Source organism: Desulfuromonas sp. KJ2020 (assembly GCF_024197615.1).
Lineage (GTDB): Bacteria > Desulfobacterota > Desulfuromonadia > Desulfuromonadales > SZUA-540 > SZUA-540.
Window position 1 is genome coordinate 345911 of sequence record NZ_JAKUKE010000001.1, and the last position, 22203, is coordinate 368113.

Consider the following 22203-nt stretch of genomic DNA (forward strand, 5'->3'; position numbering starts at 1 on the left):
ACCTCAGTCTTCGGTTGCTGCCACGGCGGGGTTGCTGAAGGGGAGAGTAATCGTGAAGGTCGTCCCCTTCCCCTCCTGACTGGAAACTTCGATCTGGCCGCCGTGATTCTCCACGATCCCATAAGAAACCGACAGACCCAGGCCCGTGCCGCGATTCTCCTTGGTCGTATAGAAGGGGTCGAAGATACGGGCCAGATTTTTTTCGGGAATACCACACCCCGTATCGGCAATACGGACAAAGACTCCCCGCCCCTCGCTCTCCACCCCCGTCGTGATACTCAGACTGCCCCCCCCTTTTCCTTCCATGGCCTGACTGGCGTTGATGAGGATGTTCATGAATACCTGCTCCAGCTGGTTGTGATCAATCAGCACCTGGGGCAGCCCCTCGCCGTATTCCCTTGAGATCCGGATGTTTTGAAAGTCCGCCTGTCTTTCGATCAATGCCAGCGTTCTTTCCATGACGCTGTTGATGGACTCGGCTCTTTTCTGAGGAATAGATTCCCGCGAAAAACCGAGCAAACCGCGCACGATCTCCGCACAGCGCTGCGTCTCCCGCACCACCACGGAGAGGTCGTCTTTCAGGCCGGCATCCAGGCGGGGGTCGCTTTCGAGCATGGAGGCATACATAAGAATCCCGGTGAGGGGATTGTTGATTTCATGGGCGATCCCTGCCACCAGTTCACCGATGGTCGCCAGCTTTTCCGAACGGACGAGCTTCGACTGCATGGACTGGATGCGGGCGGTGCGTTCCTCAACCTTTACTTCCAGGGTGTTGGCCCACTCTTTGAGTTCCCGTTGCGCCTTCTGAAGGTTCTGGGCCATGTCGTTAAAGGCCAGTGCCAGCTCGCCGATTTCATCGGAGGGCACGGTGGAAACACGGCTGTCCAGTTCGCCATCGGCCAGTCGTCGCGTATGATAGAGCAGCCGGTTGACCGGCACGTTCACCAGCTTATGGGTTAAAAAAGCCAGACTGAGGGAAACCAGCAGCAAGACAAAGACGGTCAGCAGAACGATCTGATTGCGGCTGGCGGCAGTCTGGGCCTCCATGCGATTCAAAGGAATAATGACATCCAGGGTGCCGAGGACCGTGGCACTGGCCGAGTGGACATGACAGGCGGCGGTATAACAGCTCGGCTTGTTGTAGATGCCCTTGGTTACGCCTAGAAAATTATTGTTCCCTTCGGAAAAAAAGCGGGCGCGCCCCTCTGTCGGCACATCGGTGTGGGGCGGTTTATTGTCGATATGGCAACCGTTGCACCCCTCGGAATCGACATCCAGGGTGCTGCCGACTTCTTCCTTGGCCGTGGAAAAGCTGATCAGTCCATCCTTATTGAACAGCCGTATGCGGGAAATCCCCTCCTGAGCGCCGACCTCTTCCATCATCTGGTAAACGCGGGCACGATTATCTACCAGCATCTCGTAGTGGGTCGTGCTGAGCAGGGTTTCGCTCAGATGCTCGACATGCTCGATTGCGTTGTCCGTACTCATGTTCCGGACATTCTTGATCGTCATGAAGGCGAAGAAGCTCATGGCCACCAAAACCACGGCGCTCGTTCCCAGGGTGAATTTGGTACTCAATTCCAAAGACATGAGAACTCCCGGCGTTAACAACGGTCTCTTTTGACAGTCACGGAAAGTCGGCCTCTTAAAAGGTACCTTGTTTTTCACCGGGGACAAGCGGATGGGGCAAATCCCTTATCCGTGTCAAAAAAAGCCGCCTCAGGGGAGAGGCGGCCGGCGGGAGTCAGGACGGCAAGGCGCAGGCTAGGATTTCGGCCCCCAGTCGCTGGTATGGCGGACGATCTCCCCTTCGATGAGGTAATAGACTTCCTCGGCGATATTGGTGGCCAAATCGGCGATGCGCTCCAGGTGGCGGGAGACGGTGAGATACTGGGTGATATGGTCGATGCTGTCCGGGTCGCGGCGCATTTCGGCCTTGATGAAGGTGAAATTGTCGGCATGCATCTGGTCCACCTCGTCGTCGAGGCTCTGTACCTCTTTGGCCAGAGCGACATCGAGACCGACCAGGGAATCGAGACTCATCTTCAGCATCCGCTGGGTCTTGGCCGCCATGGAGAGGTAGTCGAAAGGCGGCTCCAGCCGGCAGATGGAGGCCAAAGCCACGGTCCGTTCGGCGATATTGGTGGCCAGATCGCCGATGCGCTCCAGGTCGTTGTTGATCTTGAGCACGGCGACGATGAAGCGCAGATCCACGGCCACAGGCTGATAGAGAGCCAGCGCCTTGAGGCACTCCTCCTCGATCTCCACTTCAAGGTTGTCGATCTGGGTGTCGCCGGCGATGACCTTCTCGGCCAGCACCACGTCGCACTTCTCCAGGGATTCCACGGCCTGGTGGACGCTTTCTTCCACCACGGCGCTGAGCCCCAGCAGCATCTTTTTCAGGGTATCCAGTTCCTTCTGCAGATGTATGGTCATAGCCTGATTCTTTCTCCTTAACCGAAGCGGCCGGTAATATAGTCTTCTGTCTGTTTATTTTTAGGCTTCATGAAAATGCCATTGGTCTTGCCGTATTCGACCAGAATGCCTTCGTACAGAAAAGCGGTGTAATCGGAAACCCGGGCCGCCTGCTGCATGTTGTGGGTGACGATGATAATGGTGTAGTTCTCCCGCAGCTCGCCGATGAGCTCTTCCACCCGGGCCGTCGATTTGGGGTCGAGGGCGCTGCAAGGCTCGTCCATGAGGATGACCTCGGGATTGACGGCAATGGCGCGGGCGATGCACAGGCGCTGCATCTGCCCGCCGGACAGACCGAGAGCCGACTGATGGAGGCGGTCTTTGACCTCGTCCCACAGGCCGGCCCCCCTGAGACTCTTTTCCACCGTCTCGTCCAGGGTGATTTTATTCTTCACCCCGGCGATGCGCAGCCCGTAAATGACGTTTTCATAGATCGATTTGGGGAAGGGATTGGATTTCTGGAAGACCATGCCGACGCGGCGGCGCAGCTCGATGACGTCCATAGCCGAGGAGTTGATCTCCACGCCGTTGAGCGTCATGCTCCCCACCACCCGGGTGCCGTCCACCAGATCGTTCATGCGGTTGAGGCAGCGCAGAAAGGTAGACTTGCCGCAGCCCGAGGGACCGATGAGGGCCGTGACCTGGCGTCGTGGGAAGGCGAGACTGATATCGTGCAAAGCCTCAGCGGAGCCATAGTAGAAATTGAGGTTTTTGACCTCGATGACGGGATCGTCGATGGTAACGAGTGTACTTTTTGGCATGAACCTGTCCTCTATCGGTGTTTAGAAGGTACTGTAAGTGTAGCGCTTTTTCATCTTGTTGCGCAGATAGATCGCCACGCTGCTCATGATCAGGACGATAAGCACCAGCAGCAGGGTGGTGACAAAGACCATGGGTTTGGCGGCCTCGACGTTGGGCGACTGAAAGCCGATGTCGTAGATATGAAAACCCAGGTGCATGAATTTGCGATCCAGATGGATATAGGGAAAATTGCCGTCCAGCGGCAGGGCCGGCGCCAGTTTGACCACGCCAGTGATCATCAGCGGCGCCACCTCGCCGGCGGCCCGGGCCATGGCCAGAATCAGCCCCGTCATAATACCGGGCGAGGCCATAGGCAACAGCGTCCGCATCAGGGTCTGAAACTTGGTCGCCCCCAGCGACAAGGAGCCTTCGCGCACCCCGGCGGGGATGGCGCCGAGCGCTTCCTCGGTGGACACGATCACCACCGGCACGGTGAGCAGCGCCAGGGTCAAGCTGGCCCAGAGGATGCCGCCCGTACCGAAGGTGGGGGTCGGCAGCTGTTCAGGAAAAAAGATTTTGTCGATGGTGCTGCCGATGCCGTACACAAAGAAACCCAGGCCGAAGATGCCGTAGACAATGGAGGGAATACCGGCCAGATTGTTGACGGCGATACGCACCAGGCGCACGACGACACCGTCTTTGGCGTATTCTCGCAGGTAGACGGCGGCGATCACGCCTAAGGGGAAGGTGACCAGGGTCATAAGGAAGATCAGCATGACTGTGCCGAAGATGGCCGGGAAAAGGCCGCCTTCGGTATTGGATTCCCGCGGTTCGCCAAAGATGAGCTCCCACAGCTTGCCGGCATAGATCAGGGACTTGTCTCCCCAGGACAGCGCATTGGGCTGGTAAAAACGTACAATGTGGCTGCCCTCGATCTCTTTTTCCTGGCCGCCGGCATCGGCCACCACGACCTGGTAACGCGTCAGTTCCGCCGCTTTTTTACCTTGCTGCGACACGATCTGCTCGAAATCTTCCCGCAACACAGCCTGCTGCTGCTGCAGTTCCACCAGGCGGGAGTCCGCATCGTCCACCCCCTGGTAGGCCAGCTTCAGTTCCTGGCGTCGCAGCTTTTCCATTTCTCTGTTGAGCCGCCCCAAGTCCTCAGCGCTTTTCACCAGGGGCTTTTCCAGCTCCTCCACCTGGGCCAGCATCTTTTCCAGAGGCTCGGTCAGTGGCGCCTGGGTGTGCTCGCCGGCCGGCGTCTGCACCCGAACCAGGGTGCCGTAGAAGTTCCCGTATTCTTCCCGCTCAATGACTGTTATCTCATCGGGATAATCCATGGCGGCGATATCCGCTTCGTCGATCCAACGGAAATCCAGACCGTACAGATCCCGGTTGCCGATCTTGAACTGAATCCGTTCCCCCTCGCCCGAAGCGGTCGGTTCGCGTTTGATGATCTCGCCGATGACAGTCTGGCCGCTGTGCAGCCGGGCCATCGCCACGTCGGAGGGCCAGAAGACGCCGAGGCCGTTGACCAGCACCACGAGGATCAGGGTCGCGGCAATGAGCAGGGTCATGCCCAGGGCCACGCCGGTGGCCCAGACAAAGGGTTCTCCTTCACGCCAGTACTTTTTCATGCCGTCTGTCCTTTAAAACCGGCCGTATTTCTTGCGCAGCCGCTGCCGAACCACTTCGGCGATGGTGTTGAGAATGAAAGTGAAGAGAAAGAGGATAACAGCCGACAGGAACAGCACCCGGTAGAGCGTGCTGGCCACCGGCGCTTCCGGAATCTCGACCGCGATATTGGCCGACAAAGGCCGCATGCCATTGAAGATGCTCATGTCCATGATGGCCGTGTTGCCCGTGGCCATCAGTACGATCATGGTCTCGCCGATGGCGCGACCGAAACCGATCATGATGCCGGCGAAGATGCCGGGACTGGCCGAAGGCAGAATCACTCGCCACACCGTCTGCCAGCGGCTGGCGCCCATGGCCAGGGAGGCCGCCTTCAGGCTGCTGGGGACGTTGGAGAGCGCGTCCTCGGCAATCGTGAAGATGATGGGGATGACGGCGAAGCCGAGGGCGAAGGCGATGATGATGTTGTTGCGGGGGTCGTAGCGCGTCCCCATTTCGGTAAAGAGCCACAGGCGGAAATCGCCGCCGAAGAGCCAGGCTTCCACCAGGGGGCCGATGGCGAAGGCCGCCGCCACCGAGAGGACGATGACCGGCGCGAAGGTGAGGAACTCAAAACCCCTCTCAATTTTCCGCAAAGGGCTGACTTCCCGCAGCTTCTGCCAGAGCAGGGAGAAGAGGATGAAGGAGGTCGGCACGAAGAGGAGGCTGAGGAAGATAGCCGTCACCGACTTTTCCACAATAGGGGCCAGCCAGAGAGCGGCGAGAAAGCCGATGATGACGCTGGGGATGGCGGCCATGATCTCCACCGTCGGCTTGATGAACTGCTTGAGCTTCGGATGGCCGAACTGGCTGGTATAAATCGCCCCGAGCAGCGCCAGGGGGACGGCGAAGATCATGGCGTAGAAAGTCCCCTTCAGGGTGCCGAAAATCAGCGGTGTCAGACTGAGCTTGGGCTCGAAATCCTCCGAAGCCGACGACGACTGCCAGACGTAGGCGGGTTCATCGTAGCTTTCGTACCAGACCTTGCCGAAGAGGGTGCGCCAACTCACCTCGGGATGGGGATTGTCCACGCTCCAGGCTACAAGCTCCCCTTTGGCATTGAGGGCGATGATGCCGGTGCCCCGCAGATTGAGGGCGGCGGTACGCAGGGGTTCCTGCCCTTCCAGGGTTAGCAACTGGCGTTCGCTGGTCATGTGGTCGAGATAGACCGTCCCTTCCTCGTCGAGGCTGAGCAGGGATTTGTCCCGGTGGGAGGGGGTGATGGCCCGTACGGCGCTGCCGCGATCGGCCAGGGTATGGATGCGGCGAAGCCGTTTCTCCCCACCGTCCGTATCGGTGCGCACCGGAAACCAGGTGGTCAGTTGCCCCTGCGCATCGCCAACGGCGAGGGAAATATCACCAAAGACCAGGGCCAGGGCGGTAATGGCGCGGCGGTCACGAAAAGCCTGCTGCCGCTCCACGAGCCGGGGTTTCCCCGCCTCGCTCAGATCCCAGCGCAGCAGCGCTCCCTGGTCGGTGCCGGCATAGAGGGTACGTCCCTGGGTGTCCAAGGTCAGGGCGGTGAAACGGTCCGGCTCTCCGCCCCCCAGAACCGCCGAGGATTGAATCCGCTCCTCGTTGCCGAAGATATCGGTAGTCACCGCCTCCTGGTCGAGCAGCAGGCGGTTGTCGTCCATGAGGCTGACGCGGGTACGGGTGCCATCGCCGGCAATCCGTCCCCGGGATATGGCCGGCAAGTTCCCCTCGGGAGCCGCAAAGACCCCTTCCCGTTCCACGGCGATCTCGAAGGTCCGGTTGTGCTCCTTGTCCCACTGGGCCAAAAAACGCAGTTGCTCGATGGACAGAGCACCGTCGCTCCACAGCAGGCCGTAAGCCTGGCGACCGAATTTGTCGACGGCGACGATGTGGGCCTCCGGCGCGCCGGGAGGATGCAGAGAGATCTGTTCGGAGACCTCCCCCGAGGCGACGTCATAAAAAGTGAAGTCCCCGGCAGCCGACAGGGTGAAAGCCGTCTCCAGATATTCGTCAAGGCCCAGCCCCAGGATCGCTTCGCGCTCCTGGGAGTCGACCGGATGGATACGGGCCACGGGCGCTGCCGTCGGTTGATTGAACAGGGGCAGAGAAACTTCCCCGATAAGGAGCAGGATGAAAATAACCACAAAAATGATGGCCATACCCCCCACGGTGATCACCCAGCGCGCGATACGGTCCCGTCGTTTAACTCTTTTCAGCAGCTTCTGATCCATATCCATCCATCCAGAATCCTGAACATGCGTCTACCTGCCCCCGGCTAGATGGCCGCAAGGCAGGCAGACGGGTTGTCAGGGTTGATACCGGGTCTGGCCGGTTTATTTGAGCAGGTCGAGCTGTTGCTGGGCGGCTTTGGCGGGCAGCGGGAGATAGCCGTCCTTGACCACGACCTCCTGTCCTTCCTTGGACAGCACAAACTTGATGAACTCTTCAAGCATCTTGGGCAGCGGCTCATTGGGCTTTTTGGCAACGTAGAGGTAGAGCATGCGTCCCAGGGGGTATTTGCCGCTGAGGACATTTTCATAGGTAGGCTCGTAGGCCGGGCCACCTTTTTCCGACAGGGCGATGGCCTTGACCCCCGAGGTCAGGTAACCGATGCCCGAGTAGCCGATACCGGACTTGTCTTCCGTCACCGACAGGACAACGGAGGCGCTGCCGGGCTGCTCCTTAACGATATCCTTGTAGTCACCCTTAAAGAGAGCGTGATCTTTGAAATACCCGTAAGTACCGGAAGCCGAGTTACGTCCATAGAGGCTGATAGGCATATTGGCCAGGGAACCGGTTACACCCACCTGGCTCCAGGTCACGATATCCTGCGGGTAGCCTCCTTTGCGGTTCTTGGAAAAAATGGCATCGATCTGCTGCAAGGAGAGTTCCTGGATGGGGTTGTCCTTGTTGACGAAGACGCCCAGGGAGTCGAGAGCCACGCCGATCTGCAACGGCTTGAAGCCATACTTGCTCTCAAAAGCCTCGATCTCCGAGGTCTTCATCTTGCGGGACATGGGGCCGATCTGAGCGGTTCCTTCGATAAGGGCGGGGGGCGCGGTGCTGGAACCCTTGCCTTCAATCTGGATATTGACGTTGGGGTACTGCTTGCGGAACCCTTCGGCCCAGTAGGTCATGAGATTGTTCAGGGTATCGGAACCGATGCTGTTGAGGTTGCCGCTTACCCCTTGAGTCTTGGTGTACACCGGCAGGGCAGGGTCGACTTTGATTTGGGCAGCGACAGCGGACCCACCGGCAAAAACCATGGCTGCGGCCGCTACGGCAGCGGCAAGAACCAGCTTCTTCCAAACATTTTTTTTCATCTGTCTTCTCTCCTGAGTTGTCGTTTTGAGATACCGCTTAAACACGTGCAAGCGGCGATGGCGATCGTTCTGTTTCGTTCTTTACGGACCGGATTATGCCTTGCTTCTGTTAGGGGTTTGTTAGCCGCCTGTAAGAAGCTCATGAGTTTTTCCGCCGATGAAACAGACCTCGCCCGAAAACTGGTCAGGAATAGGATATAAAGGGCTTTTGTTAGGGGAATATTAGGATAGAAGCACTATATCGTCCCCAAAACCCCATTCAAAGGAGCGAAATCAAAAAAGGAACGACCGACCTGCGTACGACCTCCTGTGGCAGCACCCGGTAATTTTGCTGGCTCTGAATAAAAAAGAGGAGTATTTTAGCGCGCGGTCGGCAAGGAGGCACGTGAGACATGATGAATGGGATCGGTATGAAGAGAGAAGGGATCGAGTGGCTGCCGCTGGTCAGTCTGGTGGCGGCCATGCTGCTGTGGGCCAGTTCCTTTGTGGCCCTCAAGCTGGCCTTTAGAAGCTACGACCCCATGGTCGTCATTTTCGGCCGCATGTTTCTGGCCAGCCTCTTTTTTCTGCCCTTTATTCCCAGCTTCCGCCGCATCCGCTTCCGCCGGGGGGATCTGAAGTATCTGGTCCTTATGGCCCTGTGCGAGCCTTGCCTCTACTTTGTCTTCGAGGCCAGGGCCATGGAGAACACCACGGCGTCGCAGGCGGGGATGATTACCGCCATGATGCCGCTTTTAGTAGCTGTGCTCGCCTGGTTTTTTCTGCGCGAGCAAATCAGCCGCCTGACCCTGGCAGGATTTCTGCTGGCCATCGTCGGCGCCGGCTGGCTGAGCCTGTCCAGCCCCGGCGACGCCTATGCGCCCAATCCGCTGCTCGGCAATTTCTATGAATTTCTGGCCATGATCTGCGCCGCCGGTTACACGGTGGCCCTGCGCCACCTGAGCGCCGGCTATCCGCCCCTGTTCATGGCGGCCTTCCAGGCCTTCGCCGGCAGCCTTTTTTTCTTCCCTTTCCTGCTGCTGCCACAAACAGTTCTCCCCAGCGAATTTCTGCTGGTACCGGCTCTGGCCATCGCCTACCTGGGCATCTTCGTCACCCTGGTGGCCTATACCTGCTACAACATCGGCGTCAAACACATCCCCGCCAGCCAGGCCGCGGTCTTTGTCAATCTCATCCCAGTCTTCAGCGTACTCATGGCTATGCTCTTTCTGGGCGAACGCCTGAATCTTCAGCAGCTGGCCGCCTCGGCCCTGGTCCTGGCCGGCGTCCTCATCAGCCGTCACGGCGGCCGCCAGGCATCCCGCCAGACCGCCGAGCCGGCAGCAACCGCTTTGACCGAGGAGAGCGCCCTCAGTCAAACTGGGCCCTGAAGGCGGCCATCTCCCGCCGGAGAGTCTCCACCTCCTCACGCAGGGCGGCCAGTTCGTCCTCAAGACGGGCCATACGCTCCTCTTCGGCCCGCACCCGCAGGGTGGCCGCTTCGGCCGGAGCTTCGGACCCGGTCGATTCCTCCGGCGGCGGCCCGCCGAAGAGTTGGGCGTAGCGGGACTCTTTACGCCCCGGCTGACGGGGGAGACGGATCACCAGGGGCGGCTGCCGCTGTTCGAGCCCCTGCAGCACCTCCTCCACCTGGGCCAGCTCGTCGAAGGCATACAGCCGCTCGCTGCGCCCCCTCACTTCCCCCACAGTCTGTGGTCCACGCACCAGCAGTACGCAGAGCACAGCCAGTTCCTCGGGCTCGAGATGAAGCTTCTCGGCCAGTGTGTGCCGGTATTTGGGAACCCTTCCCCCTTCACCGCTCTGCATGGCCAACCCGCCGTGGCGAAGGCGCTCCAGCGCCCGCACCACCTCCGTCTCCTCCAGAACCATCACCGGCTCGCGGTTGGATTTCTGGTTGCAGGCGTTGGTCAGGGCATTGAGGCTGAGAGGATAGTATTCCGGCGTTGCCATCTCTTTTTCCAGGAGACAGCCGAGCACCCGGGCCTCCACGGCATCCACTATCATCTGTTCCATAATAAAATCTCCTCGGTTTTTCGCGTGGGCGCAAGCGGCCGGGCCTGATCCGCATAATTAACGCCACCTGAAGGGGAAAAGCCCATTTTTGACCTGCCTCAAGGCAACGGCGCCCGGGACGTGTTTAAGTAGCGGCACGATCATCACTGCCAGGAGGATAAGCATGCCAGAGAGTGAAACCATTGTCACCCTGCTGATTTGGGGGCTCACCGCCGCCGGCTGTTTTTTCGGCCTGCGGGCCCGCCGGAAAAGGCGCCGCCCGCCTCGACCATGACAAAGGGCCACCGGGAATCTGTCCCGGTGGCCCTTTCTTTCAGGTTGGTATCACGCCAACCTCAGTCCTTTCCGTTGCCCCGACGCTCCTGCTCGCTCTCCTGTTCCTGCTCGCGCTGACGTTCCCAGATCATGCGGCGATCCCCGTCTTCACGCTGTGAATCCCGCTTGCGCTCGACTTCTTCAGCGCGCTCGCGCATCTTTTTACCCTCATCGGCAGCCTTTCCTTTACTCTTTTCATAACGCATGCGCTCCTGATAGGCGTTGCGCTCCTGCTTATGCCGCTGTTTGAGAGCTTCCTTGTCCGCTTTGTAGCGCTCTTCGAGCGCCTTGCGCTCGGCCTGCTGGCGCTGCTCCAGGGTCTTCATATCGCCATCGGCGACCTGTTGCATCTGCTCCATTCGGTCCGGCTTGCCCTTGCCCTCCTTGGGAGCGGCGAGAACGGCCTGGGGCAGGGCGAAAAACAGCATCCCGGCGAAAAGGACAAAGAGGGCGACGGGTCTTCCTGTTCCCTTGTTCATCATGAGATTTCCTCCTTCGGTTGAGTGGTGACACCAAAAACTACCCCACAATTTTAGCAGGATTTGAAGGAAGCGAAAGTTCCTCAGGGGAGACAGTCCGACCACCCCAGCCGTTCCAGCACAGCGGTCATGGCCGGGTCGAGCGGAGCCTCGATGACCAGCTGCCGACCGTCCAGGGGATGGGGAAAAGCCAGGCGGGTGGCGGCCAGCAGCAGGCGATGGCAGCCGAAGTGCTCCCGAAAAAAGCGGTTGTGGCGCCCTTCCCCGTATTTGGTATCCCCGATAATGGGGTGGAAGAGATGTTTGAAGTGGCGACGCAGCTGATGACGGCGCCCGGTGTGGGGACGGGCCTCCACCAGGCTGTAACGGCTGCTGGGGTAGCGCCCGACGGCGACGGGGAGTTCGACCTGCGCCAGGCGGCGGAAGGAGGTCACCGCCTCCTGGGCTGGCTTGTCCGACTGGGCCGGATAGACAGCGAGGCGGTCGGGCTCTTCGAGCAGGGGATAGTCGATGATCCCGGTCTCCGGGCAGACGCCGCGCAGTACGGCCAGGTAGGTCTTTTCCACCGCGCCGTGAGCAAAAGACTCCCCCAGGGCGCGGGCCACCTCGGGAGAGAGCGCGAAGAGCAGCACGCCGGAAGTCGGCTTGTCCAGACGATGGGCCGGGTAAACCGGTCGGCCCAGCTGGTCGCGCAGCAACTGCAGGGCAAAACGGGTTTCACGCCGATCGATGGGGCTGCGATGCACCAGCAGCCCCGCCGGTTTGTTGATGGCGACCAGGTGGTCGTCGGCGTAGAGGATATCGAGCATTTTATGGCCGCTGGGAAAGACCGCCATCAAGAGGTCTTCAGCAGACGTCGCAGCACATGATGAAGAATGCCGCCGCTGTGAAAGTAGGCGATCTCGTCGGCGGTATCGATGCGACAGCGCACCGCCACCTCCTGCTGCCCCCCGTCCTGACGGCGGATGACCAGCTGCAGGGTCATGCCCGGCCGCAGGTCCCCAGCCGGCGGCAGCAGGTCGACCTGTTCGCTGCCGTCAAGGCCGAGGGTCACCCGGGTGACGCCTGGCTCGAACTGCAGGGGGAGCACCCCCATGCCGACGAGGTTGGAGCGGTGAATGCGCTCGAAACTTTCAGCGATGATCGCCCTGATGCCGAGCAGCCGGCTCCCCTTGGCGGCCCAGTCGCGGCTGGAGCCGGTGCCGTACTCGGCGCCGGCGATGATGACCAGGGGCGTGCCTTCTTCGCCGTAGCGCATGGCCGCGTCGTAGAGGCTCATCTCCTCGCCGCTGGGGATATGGCGGGTGTAGCCCCCTTCGCGTTGCGGAACCATCTCGTTGCGCAGGCGGATATTGGCAAAGGTGCCGCGCATCATGACCTCATGATTGCCGCGTCGCGATCCGTAGGAGTTGAAATCGGCCGCCTTGACCCCGTGTTGCTGCAGGTATTCGCCGGCGGGACTGTCGGCCCGGATACTGCCGGCGGGCGAGATGTGGTCGGTGGTGATAGTGTCGCCAAGCAGCGCCAGAATACGGGCGCCGGCGAAGGCCGCCTCCCCATGCTCCTGCTCCACATCCAGAAAGAAGGGCGGCTCCTTGACGTAGGTGGAATCAGGGTCCCAGGCAAAGGTTTTGCCTTCCGGCACCGGCAGGGTGCGCCAGCTTTCCTCGCCGCGGAAAACGTCGGCATATTCCTGATGAAACATCTCGGCGGTCACCTTCTCTACCGCCCGGGCGACCTCAGCGGCCGTCGGCCAGATATCCCCGAGATAGACGGGCTGGCCGTCCCTGTCCTCCCCCAGGGGTTCTTTCGACAGGTCAATGCGCATGGTACCGGCCAGGGCGTAGGCCACCACCAAAGGAGGCGAGGCCAGCCAGCTGGCCTTGACCTGGGGATGAATGCGCCCCTCGAAATTGCGGTTGCCGGAGAGAACCGCACAGACCGTCAGGTCCTGTTCGCGCACGGCGGCGGCGATAGGCTCGTCGAGAGGGCCCGAATTGCCGATACAGGTGGTACAGCCGTAGCCCACCAGCTGAAAGCCGAGGGCATCGAGGGGTTTCTGCAGATCGGCGGCGGCCAGATAGTCACTGACGACTTTGGAGCCTGGAGCCAGAGAGGTCTTCACCCAGGGTTTACTGGACAGTCCCTTTTCCAAAGCTTTCTGGGCCAACAAACCGGCGGCCATCATGACGGCCGGGTTCGAGGTGTTAGTGCAGGAGGTGATGGCGGCGATGACCAGGTCGCCGTCCAGGAGGCGGTAACCTGCCCCTTTGACCTCGGCGGATTTTTCCTGGCCCGCGTCTGCCAGCAGCGTATCCATGGCGCCGGGCAGTTCCGGGAGCGCCACCCGATCCTGCGGACGCTTGGGACCGGCCAGGCTCGGCACCACCTGACCCAAGTCCAGCTCCACCACGTCGGTAAAGAGAGGGGCCGGCGTCTTTTCGTCCCGCCATAGCCCCTGCGCCTTGGCGTAGGCTTCCACCAGGGCCAGGGTCTGGCCGTCACGCCCGGTGAAGCGCAGATAGTCCAAAGTCTGCCGATCCACCGGGAAGAACCCGCAGGTGGCGCCATACTCGGGAGACATGTTGGCGATGGTGGCCCGGTCGGCGATGGGGAGATGATCGAGACCGGGCCCGAAAAACTCGACGAATTTGCCGACGACGCCGAACTCCCGCAGCATCTGGGTGACGGTGAGCACCAGGTCGGTGGCCGTCACCCCTGCCGCCAGGGAGCCGTGCAGGCGAAAGCCGACCACCTCGGGGATGAGCATGGAGATGGGCTGGCCGAGCATGGCCGCCTCGGCTTCGATGCCGCCGACCCCCCAGCCCAAAATGCCGAGACCGTTGATCATGGGGGTATGGCTGTCCGTGCCGACAAGAGTGTCGGGATAGGCCAGGGTGCGGTCGTTCTCCTCGGCGCTCCACACCGTTTGTCCCAGATACTCCAGATTCACCTGGTGACAGATGCCGGTGCCCGGCGGCACCACGCGGAAATTGGCAAAGGCCTTCTGTCCCCAGCGCAGCAACGCGTAGCGTTCGTGGTTGCGCGCCATTTCGGCGGCGACATTGGCGGCAAAAGCGTCTTTCGAGCCGTAGCGATCCACCGTCACCGAATGGTCGATGATCAGATCCACCGGCACGCGGGGGTTGATCTTTTCCGGGTCGCCCCCGGCCCGGGCCATGGCGTCGCGCAGAGCGGCCAGGTCGACCACGGCGGGAACCCCGGTAAAGTCCTGCATCAGCACCCGGGCCGGGCGAAAGGCGATTTCCCGGGAGGAGGAGCGCTCCTTGAGCCAGGCGCCCAGGGCTTCGATGTCGGCGACGGTCACGCTCTGGCCGTCCTCAAAGCGCAGCAGATTTTCCAGCAATATTTTGAGTGAGAAGGGCAGGCGGCTGAGATCGCCAAGCCCCGCCCGTTCGGCGGCGGGGAGGCTGAAATAATCGTAACGGCGACCGTCGACGGTCAGGGTGGTTTTCGTCTTGAGCGTATCTGTGCGCTGGACATGCATAGGGACCTCCTCGGGGCGGGTTCAACCGTTCCCCCCTGGCTCGGGGATTAAAAGAACGGTTAAACCTTATCACGCCCGAGGCAGCCCGCAACCCCGACCATTCAGGCTCAGGGTTCGGCGGGAAGGATGATGGAGAAGGTGCTGCCTTTACCCGGAACACTTTCCACAGTGACGCGGCCACCATGGGTTTGCACGATGTGTTTGACGATGGCCAGGCCCAGCCCGGTGCCGCCCTGCTGGCGGCTGCGGGCCTTGTCGACCCGGTAGAAGCGTTCGAACAGACGGGGCAGATGTTCGCGGGCGATGCCGCAGCCCTGATCGATGACGCGGATGACAACGCCTTCGTCGCCCTGCGTCCCTTCGACCCGCACCCGGCTGCCTTCGGGGGAATATTTGATCGCGTTGCTGATGAGATTGACCAGAGCCTGCTCGATCAGTGGTGGATTGAGATGGGCCCGCAGGTTATCGGCCACCGCCTGCTCCACCTGGATCCCCCGCTCCTGCGCCTGCACCTCGCAGGACTGGATGGCCGACCGCACCACCTCGTCCACCCCCTCCGGCTGCAGGTCGATCTGCTGCCGCTCGGCACCCTGTTCAAGGCGGGAAAGATCGAGCAGATCATCAATGATGGCATTGAGACGGTCGGCCTGCTTGCTGACAATGGTCAAAAAACGCTGGGCGTCTTCCGGCTGGTTGAGGGCGCCATCGAGAAGGGTCTCGACGAACCCCTTGATGGCCGTGATCGGCGTCTTCAGTTCGTGGGAGACGTTGGCGACGAAATCCCGGCGCATGGTCTCCAGGCGCCGCAGGCGGGTCACGTCATTGAGGACAATCAGCACGCCGATGCGCTGCCCCTGGGAGCCGCGCAGGGCAGTACCGTGGGCCTGCAGAAAACGTTCGGGCTCGCCGTGAAAGACGATATCCCCTTCCACCGCCTCCGGGCTGGACAGCGCCTGGGCGATGAAGCGCTGCAGATCGGCCTTGCGCACCACTTCCTGGATGCGGCTCCCCTGCACCTTTTCGGAGTCGAGCGCCAGCAACTTTTCCGCCGCCCGGTTCAGGCGCAGGATGCGCTCCTCGGCATCCACCGCCAGCACCCCTTCCACCATGCTGGCCAGCACCGCCTCCTGCTCGTTGCGCTGGCGCAGCACCGTACGGATTCGCTCGTCGAGCTGGGCGGCCATCTTGTTCATCGCTTCGGCCAGGCTGCGCACTTCCGCCGAACCTCGCACGACCAGCGGCTGCTGCAGCTCGCCCTGGGAAAAGCGCTCGGCCCCCTGTTTCATCATCTCCAGAGGTTGACTGATGCGGCGGGAGACGAGCAGGCTCAGCAGGGCCGCCAGCACAGCCGCCGCCAAACCGCCCAAAATGACCCGGCGCAACAGCGTATCGAGGGTTTCATCCAGGGCCGTGATCGCCATGGCGGTCCGCACCACGCCGGTGATGGCGCCGTTCTCCGCCACCGGCAGGGCAACGTACATCATGTCCTGCTGGATGGTATGGCTGAAACGGACCGAGCGGCCGGTGCGCCCCTGCATCGCGGCCACAATTTCCGGCCGACCCGCATGGTTTTCCATCCGGGCTGCTTCTTCCTCCGAGTCGGCCAACACCACACCCGAGGGCATAATGAGGGTGATTCGCGTCGCCGCGTCCTGCCCCAATTCAGCGACCAGCGCTTCGAGATAGGGAGACTGGAAGACGGCGAAAAGCCCTTTGACCTGGACGGTGACCAGGCGCGCCCGGGCCATCAGGTCTTCTTCCGCCTGTTTGAGGTAGGATGAACGCAGGGTGGAGGAAAAATACCAGGTCAGCACCAGCAGGGAGAGAAGAATGATGACCAGACAGGGAACATAGAACTGCCAGAGCAGCCGCTTGGGACGCATCATGTTGTTTTGCCTCGTGAGAAAGGATAATCAGGCCTTGAAGCGGTAGCCGACGCCGCGCACTGTTTCGATGGACTTGCCGCAGGGACCCAGCTTTTTACGAAGCCCGACGATCTGGACGTCCACCGCCCGGTCGGTCACCGAGTAGTCGTCCCCGCGCACCGCGTTGACAATCTGATAGCGGGTGAAGACCCAGCCGGGACGACTGGCCAGAAAGTGCAGGACGCGAAACTCCGTGAAGGTCAGTTCGACGGGCTCACCGCCGACCAGCACCTCGTTGCGGCCGGGGTGGATGACCAGCTCGCCCAACCGCAGGACCTCTTCCGCCGCGGCGGGCTCCCCCTCGCTGCGGCGCCGCAGCACCGCCTTGATGCGGGCCAGCAGAATTTTGGGCGAAAAAGGCTTGGTGACATAATCGTCGGCGCCCATCTCCAGGCCCAGCACCACGTCAGATTCCTCCCCTTTGGCCGTGGTCATGATGATCGGAATCGGGGCCAGGGCCGGGTCGTTCTTCAGCGCCCGACAGACCTCCAGGCCGTCAAGCCCCGGCAGCATCAGGTCGAGAACCACCAGGTCGAAGGGTTCCTGTCTCGCCCTCTGCAGTCCTTCTTCCCCGCTGATGGCGCCAGCGACCTGGTAGCCTTCCTTGGCCAGGTTGTAATGGATCAGGGCCAGAATATCCTCTTCGTCCTCGATGACCAGAATGCGCTCTTTGCTCATGGGTCCGCTTCTTTTCTCCTGGGAAATATCGCTCGATTTGGAGGAATATAGGTCCGTTTTGTTAGAAATATGTGAGTTTTGAGGAAAATTTACTCGACGTAAATCATTTTGCGCGTCATGCCACCGTCTACCACAAAATTTTGCCCGGTGATGAAGCTGTTTTCGGAGCGGCAGAGAAAAACGGCCAGCGAGGCGATGTCCTGCGGGGTTCCCACGCGCCCGGCCGGATGCTGGGCGTGATCGGCCTCGCTCAGCTCTTCCTGAGCCCGGTCGGATTTTTTGGCCCAACCGGACACGTCGATCCAGCCCGGACTGATACAGTTCACCCGTATCTCCGGCCCGAGACTGACGGCGAGGGCGTGGGTGAGAGCGAGCAGCCCCCCCTTGGAAGCCGCGTAGCTTTCCGTGTCGGCCTCGGACATCAGGGCCCGGGTGGAGGCGATATTGAGCAGGGCACCTTTGGTTTGGCGCAGGGCGGGGGCGCAGGCGCGGGCGCAGAGGAAAGCGCCGCTCAGGTTGACGGCCAGGACCCGCTTCCATTCCGCCAGGCTCAGCTCCGTCAGGGGCCGGCGGATCATGATGCCGGCGTTGTTGATCAGCACGTCCAGACCGCCAAAGATGTGCAGCGTCTGCGCGACCAGGCGGCCGACCTCCTCTTCCGAAGCCACATCGGCGCGGAAAAATCGCACCTCCCCCGCCGCCTGCAGTTCCTGTTCAGTCTCCCGACCGGCGTCATCGTCGATATCGGCGATCATCACCCGGGCCCCCTCGGCCAGAAAGCGCTCGGCCAGACCGCGGCCGATCCCCTGGGCTCCACCGGTGATCAGGACGTTTTTCCCTGCGAGACTCATGCGAGGACCTTCCTTTCTCTCAATCGTTTTTACCCTGTGGATAAAGGCGGCGATAGACAACCACGACCCCAGCCGTCGCCCCGATGGCTATCGCCAGCATCCCGCCGGCGGCAGCCGGATTGTTGAGCCAGGCCGGGTGGAGCAGCAGTACGCCGCCCAAAAGCAGCATCATCACCCCCGACAGCAGCTTGAGCACCCGGCCCTCCCACTGGCTGAGTTTGCGGGAACCCAGCGTCCAGGTAAAGACCAGGGTGATGGTCAACAGCGGCAGGATGTAGACGAGGTTGTAGAGGACAAGGTAGCCATAATACTGCCAGGTGGTCAGCGGACGCAAGGTCAGCAGCCGGGTATAGACCATGGGGAAACCGGCGGTACACAGCAGTTCATAGGTATTGGCCGCCACGGCCAGCACCAGAGTGGCCATCAGCACGGGGCCGAGCTGTCGCTGGCCGAGCAGGGCGCGCATGCGGGTGAAGAGCTTCGGCTTGGCCTCCTCGGGGATGGACAGGCTCACCCCCTGTTTAAACCAGAAGAAGTCCTTGATGTTGATGGCGGCCACCCCCAGGGCCACCAGCCCGGCCGTCACCGTAATCCAGGGCAGATGGCCCGCCAGCAGGAAGAGATTCAGCCAGGCGGCCATGAACAGAAAATAGATCAGCCCCGAGCAAAAGACAAAGGAACCGCCCACCAGCAGCATCCAGCGGCGCGAATGCGCGTGCACCAGCAGGCTGAGCAAAAAGAAGAGGACGAAAAAGGCGCAGGGATTGAAACTGTCGAGCAGGCCGAGAACCAGGGTAATCAACAGCAGAGAATGACTTTCGCCGTCGACCGCCCCCAGCAGGGGGAGGCGAAGGGCGTAATCCTCCCCGGCGGACGCGACCGGCGCCGGCGCTTCCGGCCCCAGCCGCCGGGCCACAAAGGCTTCGATCTCACGGGCTGTCTCCGCCGAAAAGCCGAACCACAAACGGTCCTCGATGTGAAAGGCCGGGGTGCTGACGGTGCCGCTGCCGAACTGCTCGGCCAGGGCAACCAGGCGATTGAAATGTTCCCGGTTGCTCCAGACTTCGTACTCGACCAGGCTCAGACCGGGGTAGGCCGCCGTCAATTCCGCCAGAAAAGGCTTGGCTTCGGCGCAATGCGGGCAGTTGGCCGCCCAGTAGTAGTGCAGGATGAGGGTCTGCGTCTCGGCCCCTGCGGCCGGCTTCGGCGCTCCCCCCGGCGACAGCTGCAGACTCGCCAGCAGCACCACCAACAAGCCCTGCCAGAATCGAAATTTCCCTGCCATTGGACTCCTCTTCGGCAAGAAGCGCCCTTCCTCCTTGTCCTGTTTCCATAAGTCTACCAGAAATCCCGATCTTCTCCCCCGGCCTGAAGCCCGCCGCAGAGCTGGTATACTTCAGAGCAGGTTACCTTCCCTTCGATGAAAGGATTTACAGCCATGCCCAGCGAGGAAAACTTCTGGTATCCCGGCGACCAGATGGAACGCCTGGTCGAATTGACCAGCCGCCAGGAAGAGAGCAAGGACATCCCCCTGCGCCGGGATGTGCGCTCTCTCGGCAAGATGCTCGGCACCGTCATCCGCGAGCAGGCGGGTCTCGACCTCTACAACACGGAGGAAGAACTGCGCCAGCTGGCCATCCGTCACCGTGAGCAACTGGACAAGGCGGGAGCGGGCGCCCTGGAAGACCCGGTGGAGAGCGAGCTGATGGAGCAGGCCCTGGCCCTGGTGCGAAATCTCTCCGTGGCCCAGTCCCACACCATCATCAAGGCCTTCGCCACCTTTTTTGAACTGACCAACCTGGCCGAGACCAACCACCGCAAGCGGCGCCGGCGGGCCGAACGGCTGCAGGCGGGCGCTCCGGACAAGGCGGGTTCGCTGCGCGGAACCCTGCTGCGGCTGCAGAAAAAAGGACTGGACCTCGACGCCGTCCTCGAACGGCTGACCCGCATCGAGATTATCCCGGTCTTCACCGCCCATCCGACGGAAGTCGCCCGCCGAGTGGTCCGTTTCAAACGCCGCCGCATCGGCCAGCAGCTCGAACAGCTGGACCGCCTTCCCCTCGGCGAAGCTGACGTCCGGCAAGGGCAGCAGGAGATACTCTCCGACATCACCGCCCTGTGGCAGAGTGACGAGGTTCGCCGCCGCAAGCCGACGGTAAGCGACGAGATCCGCATGGGTTTCGACCACTACCTCAATGCCCTGCTCCCTCCCACCCATGACCTGTACGTGGACATGGCCGCCGCCCTGCAGGAGGTTTACGGGCGGCCGGTCGAAGCGCACGACCTGCCGACGGTGCTCCGTTACGGTTCGTGGATCGGCGGCGATCGGGATGGCAACCCCTTCGTCACGCCGGAATCGACCCTGGAGGCGCTGGGTCAGGCCCGCGCTCTCATTCTGGGCCATTACCTCGAAGCCGTCAGCCTGCTGCAGGAGTTGCTCACCCCCTCTACCTGCCGGGTTCCGGTCTCCCGCGACCTTACCCAACGCCTGGAGGCCTACCGGCAGGCTTATCCCGCCTTTGAACAGAGCCTGTCCGACGGCTTTCCCTGCGAGAGCTACCGGCAGCTGCTTGGCTTCGTCCTCTACCGCCTGCAGGGGGCGCTGCGTCAGCCCCAAACCGACGAAGCCTACGATGTCGCCGCCGATTTCGCCGAAGACCTGAAACTGGTGCGCGAGAGCCTGATAGAGCATGGCGGCGGCCGCCTGGCTCGACAATGGCTCGACCCGTTGCTGCGCAAGGTCGACACCTTCGGTTTTCACCTGCACACCCTCGACATTCGCCAGCATGCCCGGGTCCACAGCCAGGCTCTGCACGAACTGGCCGCCGGCAGTCAGGGCTGCACCGAGTCCCCCGAGGATTTTCCGACACCCCCCTCGCGCCAGACGGAAGAGCTGCTCAAAGCCCTGCGCGCCATCGCCGACCAGAAAAAACGCGGCATCGCCCAGGCCATCCGCAGCTACGTCATCAGCGGGGCCAGTGGCGTGGCGGACATCCGCGCCCTGGTGTGGTTATGCGAACTGGCGGGCATCACTGTCAAAGGAGATAAAACGGCACGAGACCCCGGCCTGATGCCCGTCCCGCTGTTCGAATCCATTGAGGACCTGCGCAACGCCCCCGCCATCTGCCGCAGCCTGTGGAACGCGGCGGACTACCAGCCCTATCTCGATTCCTGGGGGCGCTGGCAGGAGATCATGCTCGGCTATTCGGACTCCAACAAGGACGGCGGCATGATCACCAGCACCTGGGAAATCTTCAAGGCCCATCGCGCCCTGCATCGGGTCGCCGAGGAATGCCAGGTGAAACTGCGCCTTTTTCACGGCCGCGGTGGCACCGTGGGGCGCGGCGGCGGGCCCACCCACCGGGCCATCGTCGCCCAGCCGCCGGGGGCCTTCACCGGCACCTTCAAGCTGACGGAACAGGGCGAAGTGATCAACTTCAAGTACTCCGACCCCCAGCTCGCCCTGCGCAACCAGGAACTGATGGTCGCCGCCTCGCTCGAGGCCCTCTGCCCTTCGCTGCTGGATTGCCCAGATATCCCCGGCCGTTGGGAAGAAGCCATGGAGGAGATCTCCGGCTACGCCTTTGCCCGCTATCGGGACAAGATCGCCGAGAACCCCGACATCCTTCCCTATTTCGAGCAGGGCACGCCCGTCCTCGAATTCGAACTGGCCAAGATCGGCTCGCGGCCATCGCGACGCAAAGATAGTCAGAGCCTCGACGACCTGCGCGCCATCCCCTGGGGATTCGGCTGGATGCAGAGCCGTCACGTTATTCCCGGCTGGTTTGGCGTCGGTTATGCGTTCGAACGTTTTATGGGAGAAGACGAGAAGAAAGAGACCCTGGTGCGGGAGATGATGGAAGAATTTCCGTTTTTTTCCGACATGATGCGCAATATCGAACTGGCCCTGACCAAGGTCGATCTCCCCCTGGCCCGCCTCTACGCCGGGCTGGTGAAGGACAACGGGGTGCGGCAGCGCGTCTTCGACCTCTTTGTCGACGAGTTCCGCCGTACCCGCCAGGTGCTGCTGGCCATTACCGGACAGACGCGGCTGCTGGAAAAAAACCAGCCTCTGGCCCGCTCCCTGCAGTTGCGGAAGCCCTATGTCGATCCCCTGAGCCTCATCCAGATCGAGCTGCTGCGCCGCAAGCGGGCCCAGGAAGAGAATGATGAATTGAATTACGCGCTGGCGGCGACCATCAACGGCATTGCCGCCGGCTTGCGCAACACGGGGTGAGGCGTAGG

16 protein-coding genes are annotated in these 22203 nt (G+C 61.6%); 2 read left to right on the forward strand and 14 right to left on the reverse strand.

Translation table 11 applies throughout. The features are described from left to right. Window positions 1-3: 3 nt before the first annotated feature. The 6 genes from MJO47_RS01570 to MJO47_RS01595 form a co-directional block, all read right to left on the reverse strand. Window positions 4-1590, reverse strand: a complete 1587-nt coding sequence (locus MJO47_RS01570; protein ID WP_253959368.1) for a sensor histidine kinase — start codon at window positions 1588-1590, stop codon at window positions 4-6. A 174-nt stretch (window positions 1591-1764) separates the two neighbouring features. Next, complete coding sequence (phoU, locus tag MJO47_RS01575) at window positions 1765-2436, reverse strand: phosphate signaling complex protein PhoU (RefSeq protein WP_253959369.1); 672 nt, start codon at window positions 2434-2436, stop codon at window positions 1765-1767. A gap of 17 nt (window positions 2437-2453) precedes the next feature. After that, complete coding sequence (gene pstB, locus MJO47_RS01580; protein WP_253959370.1) at window positions 2454-3236, reverse strand: phosphate ABC transporter ATP-binding protein PstB; 783 nt, start codon at window positions 3234-3236, stop codon at window positions 2454-2456. A 21-nt stretch (window positions 3237-3257) separates the two neighbouring features. Next, a complete protein-coding gene (gene pstA / locus MJO47_RS01585) occupies window positions 3258-4853 on the reverse strand; it encodes a phosphate ABC transporter permease PstA (RefSeq protein WP_253959371.1) in 1596 nt (531 codons plus the stop codon). Window positions 4854-4865: 12 nt separating this feature from the next. After that, a complete protein-coding gene (locus MJO47_RS01590) occupies window positions 4866-7097 on the reverse strand; it encodes an ABC transporter permease subunit (RefSeq protein ID WP_253959372.1) in 2232 nt (743 codons plus the stop codon). A gap of 102 nt (window positions 7098-7199) precedes the next feature. Beyond that, window positions 7200-8189, reverse strand: coding sequence for a PstS family phosphate ABC transporter substrate-binding protein (locus MJO47_RS01595; RefSeq protein WP_256502072.1), 990 nt, complete (start codon window positions 8187-8189; stop codon window positions 7200-7202). 392 nt (window positions 8190-8581) lie between these two features. Between MJO47_RS01595 and MJO47_RS01600 the strand changes: the two genes are divergently transcribed. Beyond that, window positions 8582-9559 carry a DMT family transporter gene (locus MJO47_RS01600; protein WP_253959373.1) on the forward strand — a complete coding sequence of 326 codons (978 nt, stop codon included), beginning with the start codon at window positions 8582-8584 and terminating at the stop codon, window positions 9557-9559. Here the strand turns inward: MJO47_RS01600 and MJO47_RS01605 are convergent. From MJO47_RS01605 to MJO47_RS01640, 8 genes are all read right to left on the reverse strand, one after another. Beyond that, the gene (locus MJO47_RS01605) at window positions 9540-10202 is read right to left on the reverse strand and encodes a YceH family protein (RefSeq protein ID WP_253959374.1); all 663 of its coding nucleotides are present in this window, start codon (window positions 10200-10202) and stop codon (window positions 9540-9542) included. The genes MJO47_RS01600 and MJO47_RS01605 overlap by 20 nt on opposite strands. Window positions 10203-10537: 335 nt before the next feature. After that, a complete protein-coding gene (locus MJO47_RS01610) occupies window positions 10538-10999 on the reverse strand; it encodes a hypothetical protein (protein WP_253959375.1) in 462 nt (153 codons plus the stop codon). Between the two features lie 80 nt (window positions 11000-11079). Then, on the reverse strand, window positions 11080-11832 hold the full coding sequence (truC, locus tag MJO47_RS01615; protein WP_253959376.1) for a tRNA pseudouridine(65) synthase TruC: 753 nt from the start codon (window positions 11830-11832) through the stop codon (window positions 11080-11082). Beyond that, the gene (acnA, locus tag MJO47_RS01620; RefSeq protein WP_253959377.1) at window positions 11832-14504 is read right to left on the reverse strand and encodes an aconitate hydratase AcnA; all 2673 of its coding nucleotides are present in this window, start codon (window positions 14502-14504) and stop codon (window positions 11832-11834) included. Before acnA ends, truC begins: the two co-directional genes overlap by 1 nt. Window positions 14505-14611: 107 nt before the next feature. Continuing rightward, entirely contained in the window at window positions 14612-16390 is a 1779-nt protein-coding gene (gene pnpS / locus MJO47_RS01625; RefSeq protein ID WP_253959378.1) for a two-component system histidine kinase PnpS, read from the reverse strand. A 27-nt stretch (window positions 16391-16417) separates the two neighbouring features. Further along, a complete protein-coding gene (locus tag MJO47_RS01630) occupies window positions 16418-17107 on the reverse strand; it encodes a response regulator (protein ID WP_253959379.1) in 690 nt (229 codons plus the stop codon). Window positions 17108-17196: 89 nt separating this feature from the next. After that, window positions 17197-17958: a glucose 1-dehydrogenase gene (locus MJO47_RS01635; protein WP_253959380.1), complete on the reverse strand. Its 762-nt coding sequence runs from the start codon at window positions 17956-17958 to the stop codon at window positions 17197-17199. A 19-nt stretch (window positions 17959-17977) separates the two neighbouring features. After that, window positions 17978-19243, reverse strand: a complete 1266-nt coding sequence (locus MJO47_RS01640; RefSeq protein ID WP_253959381.1) for a thioredoxin family protein — start codon at window positions 19241-19243, stop codon at window positions 17978-17980. A gap of 153 nt (window positions 19244-19396) precedes the next feature. On the opposite strand from MJO47_RS01640, the gene MJO47_RS01645 reads away from it, so the two are divergent. After that, window positions 19397-22195 (forward strand): phosphoenolpyruvate carboxylase, encoded by a 2799-nt coding sequence (locus MJO47_RS01645; protein WP_253959382.1) that lies wholly within the window; start codon window positions 19397-19399, stop codon window positions 22193-22195. Window positions 22196-22203: the final 8 nt, after the last annotated feature.

What these genes read in the sequence shown, in the direction of transcription:
- MJO47_RS01570 (WP_253959368.1), bottom strand. Translation starts at nt 1,590, where the DNA reads ATGTCTTTGGAATTGAGTACCAAATTCACCCTGGGAACGAGCGCCGTG.
- phoU (WP_253959369.1), bottom strand. Translation starts at nt 2,436, where the DNA reads ATGACCATACATCTGCAGAAGGAACTGGATACCCTGAAAAAGATGCTG.
- pstB (WP_253959370.1), bottom strand. Translation starts at nt 3,236, where the DNA reads ATGCCAAAAAGTACACTCGTTACCATCGACGATCCCGTCATCGAGGTC.
- pstA (WP_253959371.1), bottom strand. Translation starts at nt 4,853, where the DNA reads ATGAAAAAGTACTGGCGTGAAGGAGAACCCTTTGTCTGGGCCACCGGC.
- MJO47_RS01590 (WP_253959372.1), bottom strand. Translation starts at nt 7,097, where the DNA reads ATGGATCAGAAGCTGCTGAAAAGAGTTAAACGACGGGACCGTATCGCG.
- MJO47_RS01595 (WP_256502072.1), bottom strand. Translation starts at nt 8,189, where the DNA reads ATGAAAAAAAATGTTTGGAAGAAGCTGGTTCTTGCCGCTGCCGTAGCG.
- MJO47_RS01600 (WP_253959373.1), top strand. Translation starts at nt 8,582, where the DNA reads ATGATGAATGGGATCGGTATGAAGAGAGAAGGGATCGAGTGGCTGCCG.
- MJO47_RS01605 (WP_253959374.1), bottom strand. Translation starts at nt 10,202, where the DNA reads ATGGAACAGATGATAGTGGATGCCGTGGAGGCCCGGGTGCTCGGCTGT.
- MJO47_RS01610 (WP_253959375.1), bottom strand. Translation starts at nt 10,999, where the DNA reads ATGATGAACAAGGGAACAGGAAGACCCGTCGCCCTCTTTGTCCTTTTC.
- truC (WP_253959376.1), bottom strand. Translation starts at nt 11,832, where the DNA reads ATGGCGGTCTTTCCCAGCGGCCATAAAATGCTCGATATCCTCTACGCC.
- acnA (WP_253959377.1), bottom strand. Translation starts at nt 14,504, where the DNA reads ATGCATGTCCAGCGCACAGATACGCTCAAGACGAAAACCACCCTGACC.
- pnpS (WP_253959378.1), bottom strand. Translation starts at nt 16,390, where the DNA reads ATGATGCGTCCCAAGCGGCTGCTCTGGCAGTTCTATGTTCCCTGTCTG.
- MJO47_RS01630 (WP_253959379.1), bottom strand. Translation starts at nt 17,107, where the DNA reads ATGAGCAAAGAGCGCATTCTGGTCATCGAGGACGAAGAGGATATTCTG.
- MJO47_RS01635 (WP_253959380.1), bottom strand. Translation starts at nt 17,958, where the DNA reads ATGAGTCTCGCAGGGAAAAACGTCCTGATCACCGGTGGAGCCCAGGGG.
- MJO47_RS01640 (WP_253959381.1), bottom strand. Translation starts at nt 19,243, where the DNA reads ATGGCAGGGAAATTTCGATTCTGGCAGGGCTTGTTGGTGGTGCTGCTG.
- MJO47_RS01645 (WP_253959382.1), top strand. Translation starts at nt 19,397, where the DNA reads ATGCCCAGCGAGGAAAACTTCTGGTATCCCGGCGACCAGATGGAACGC.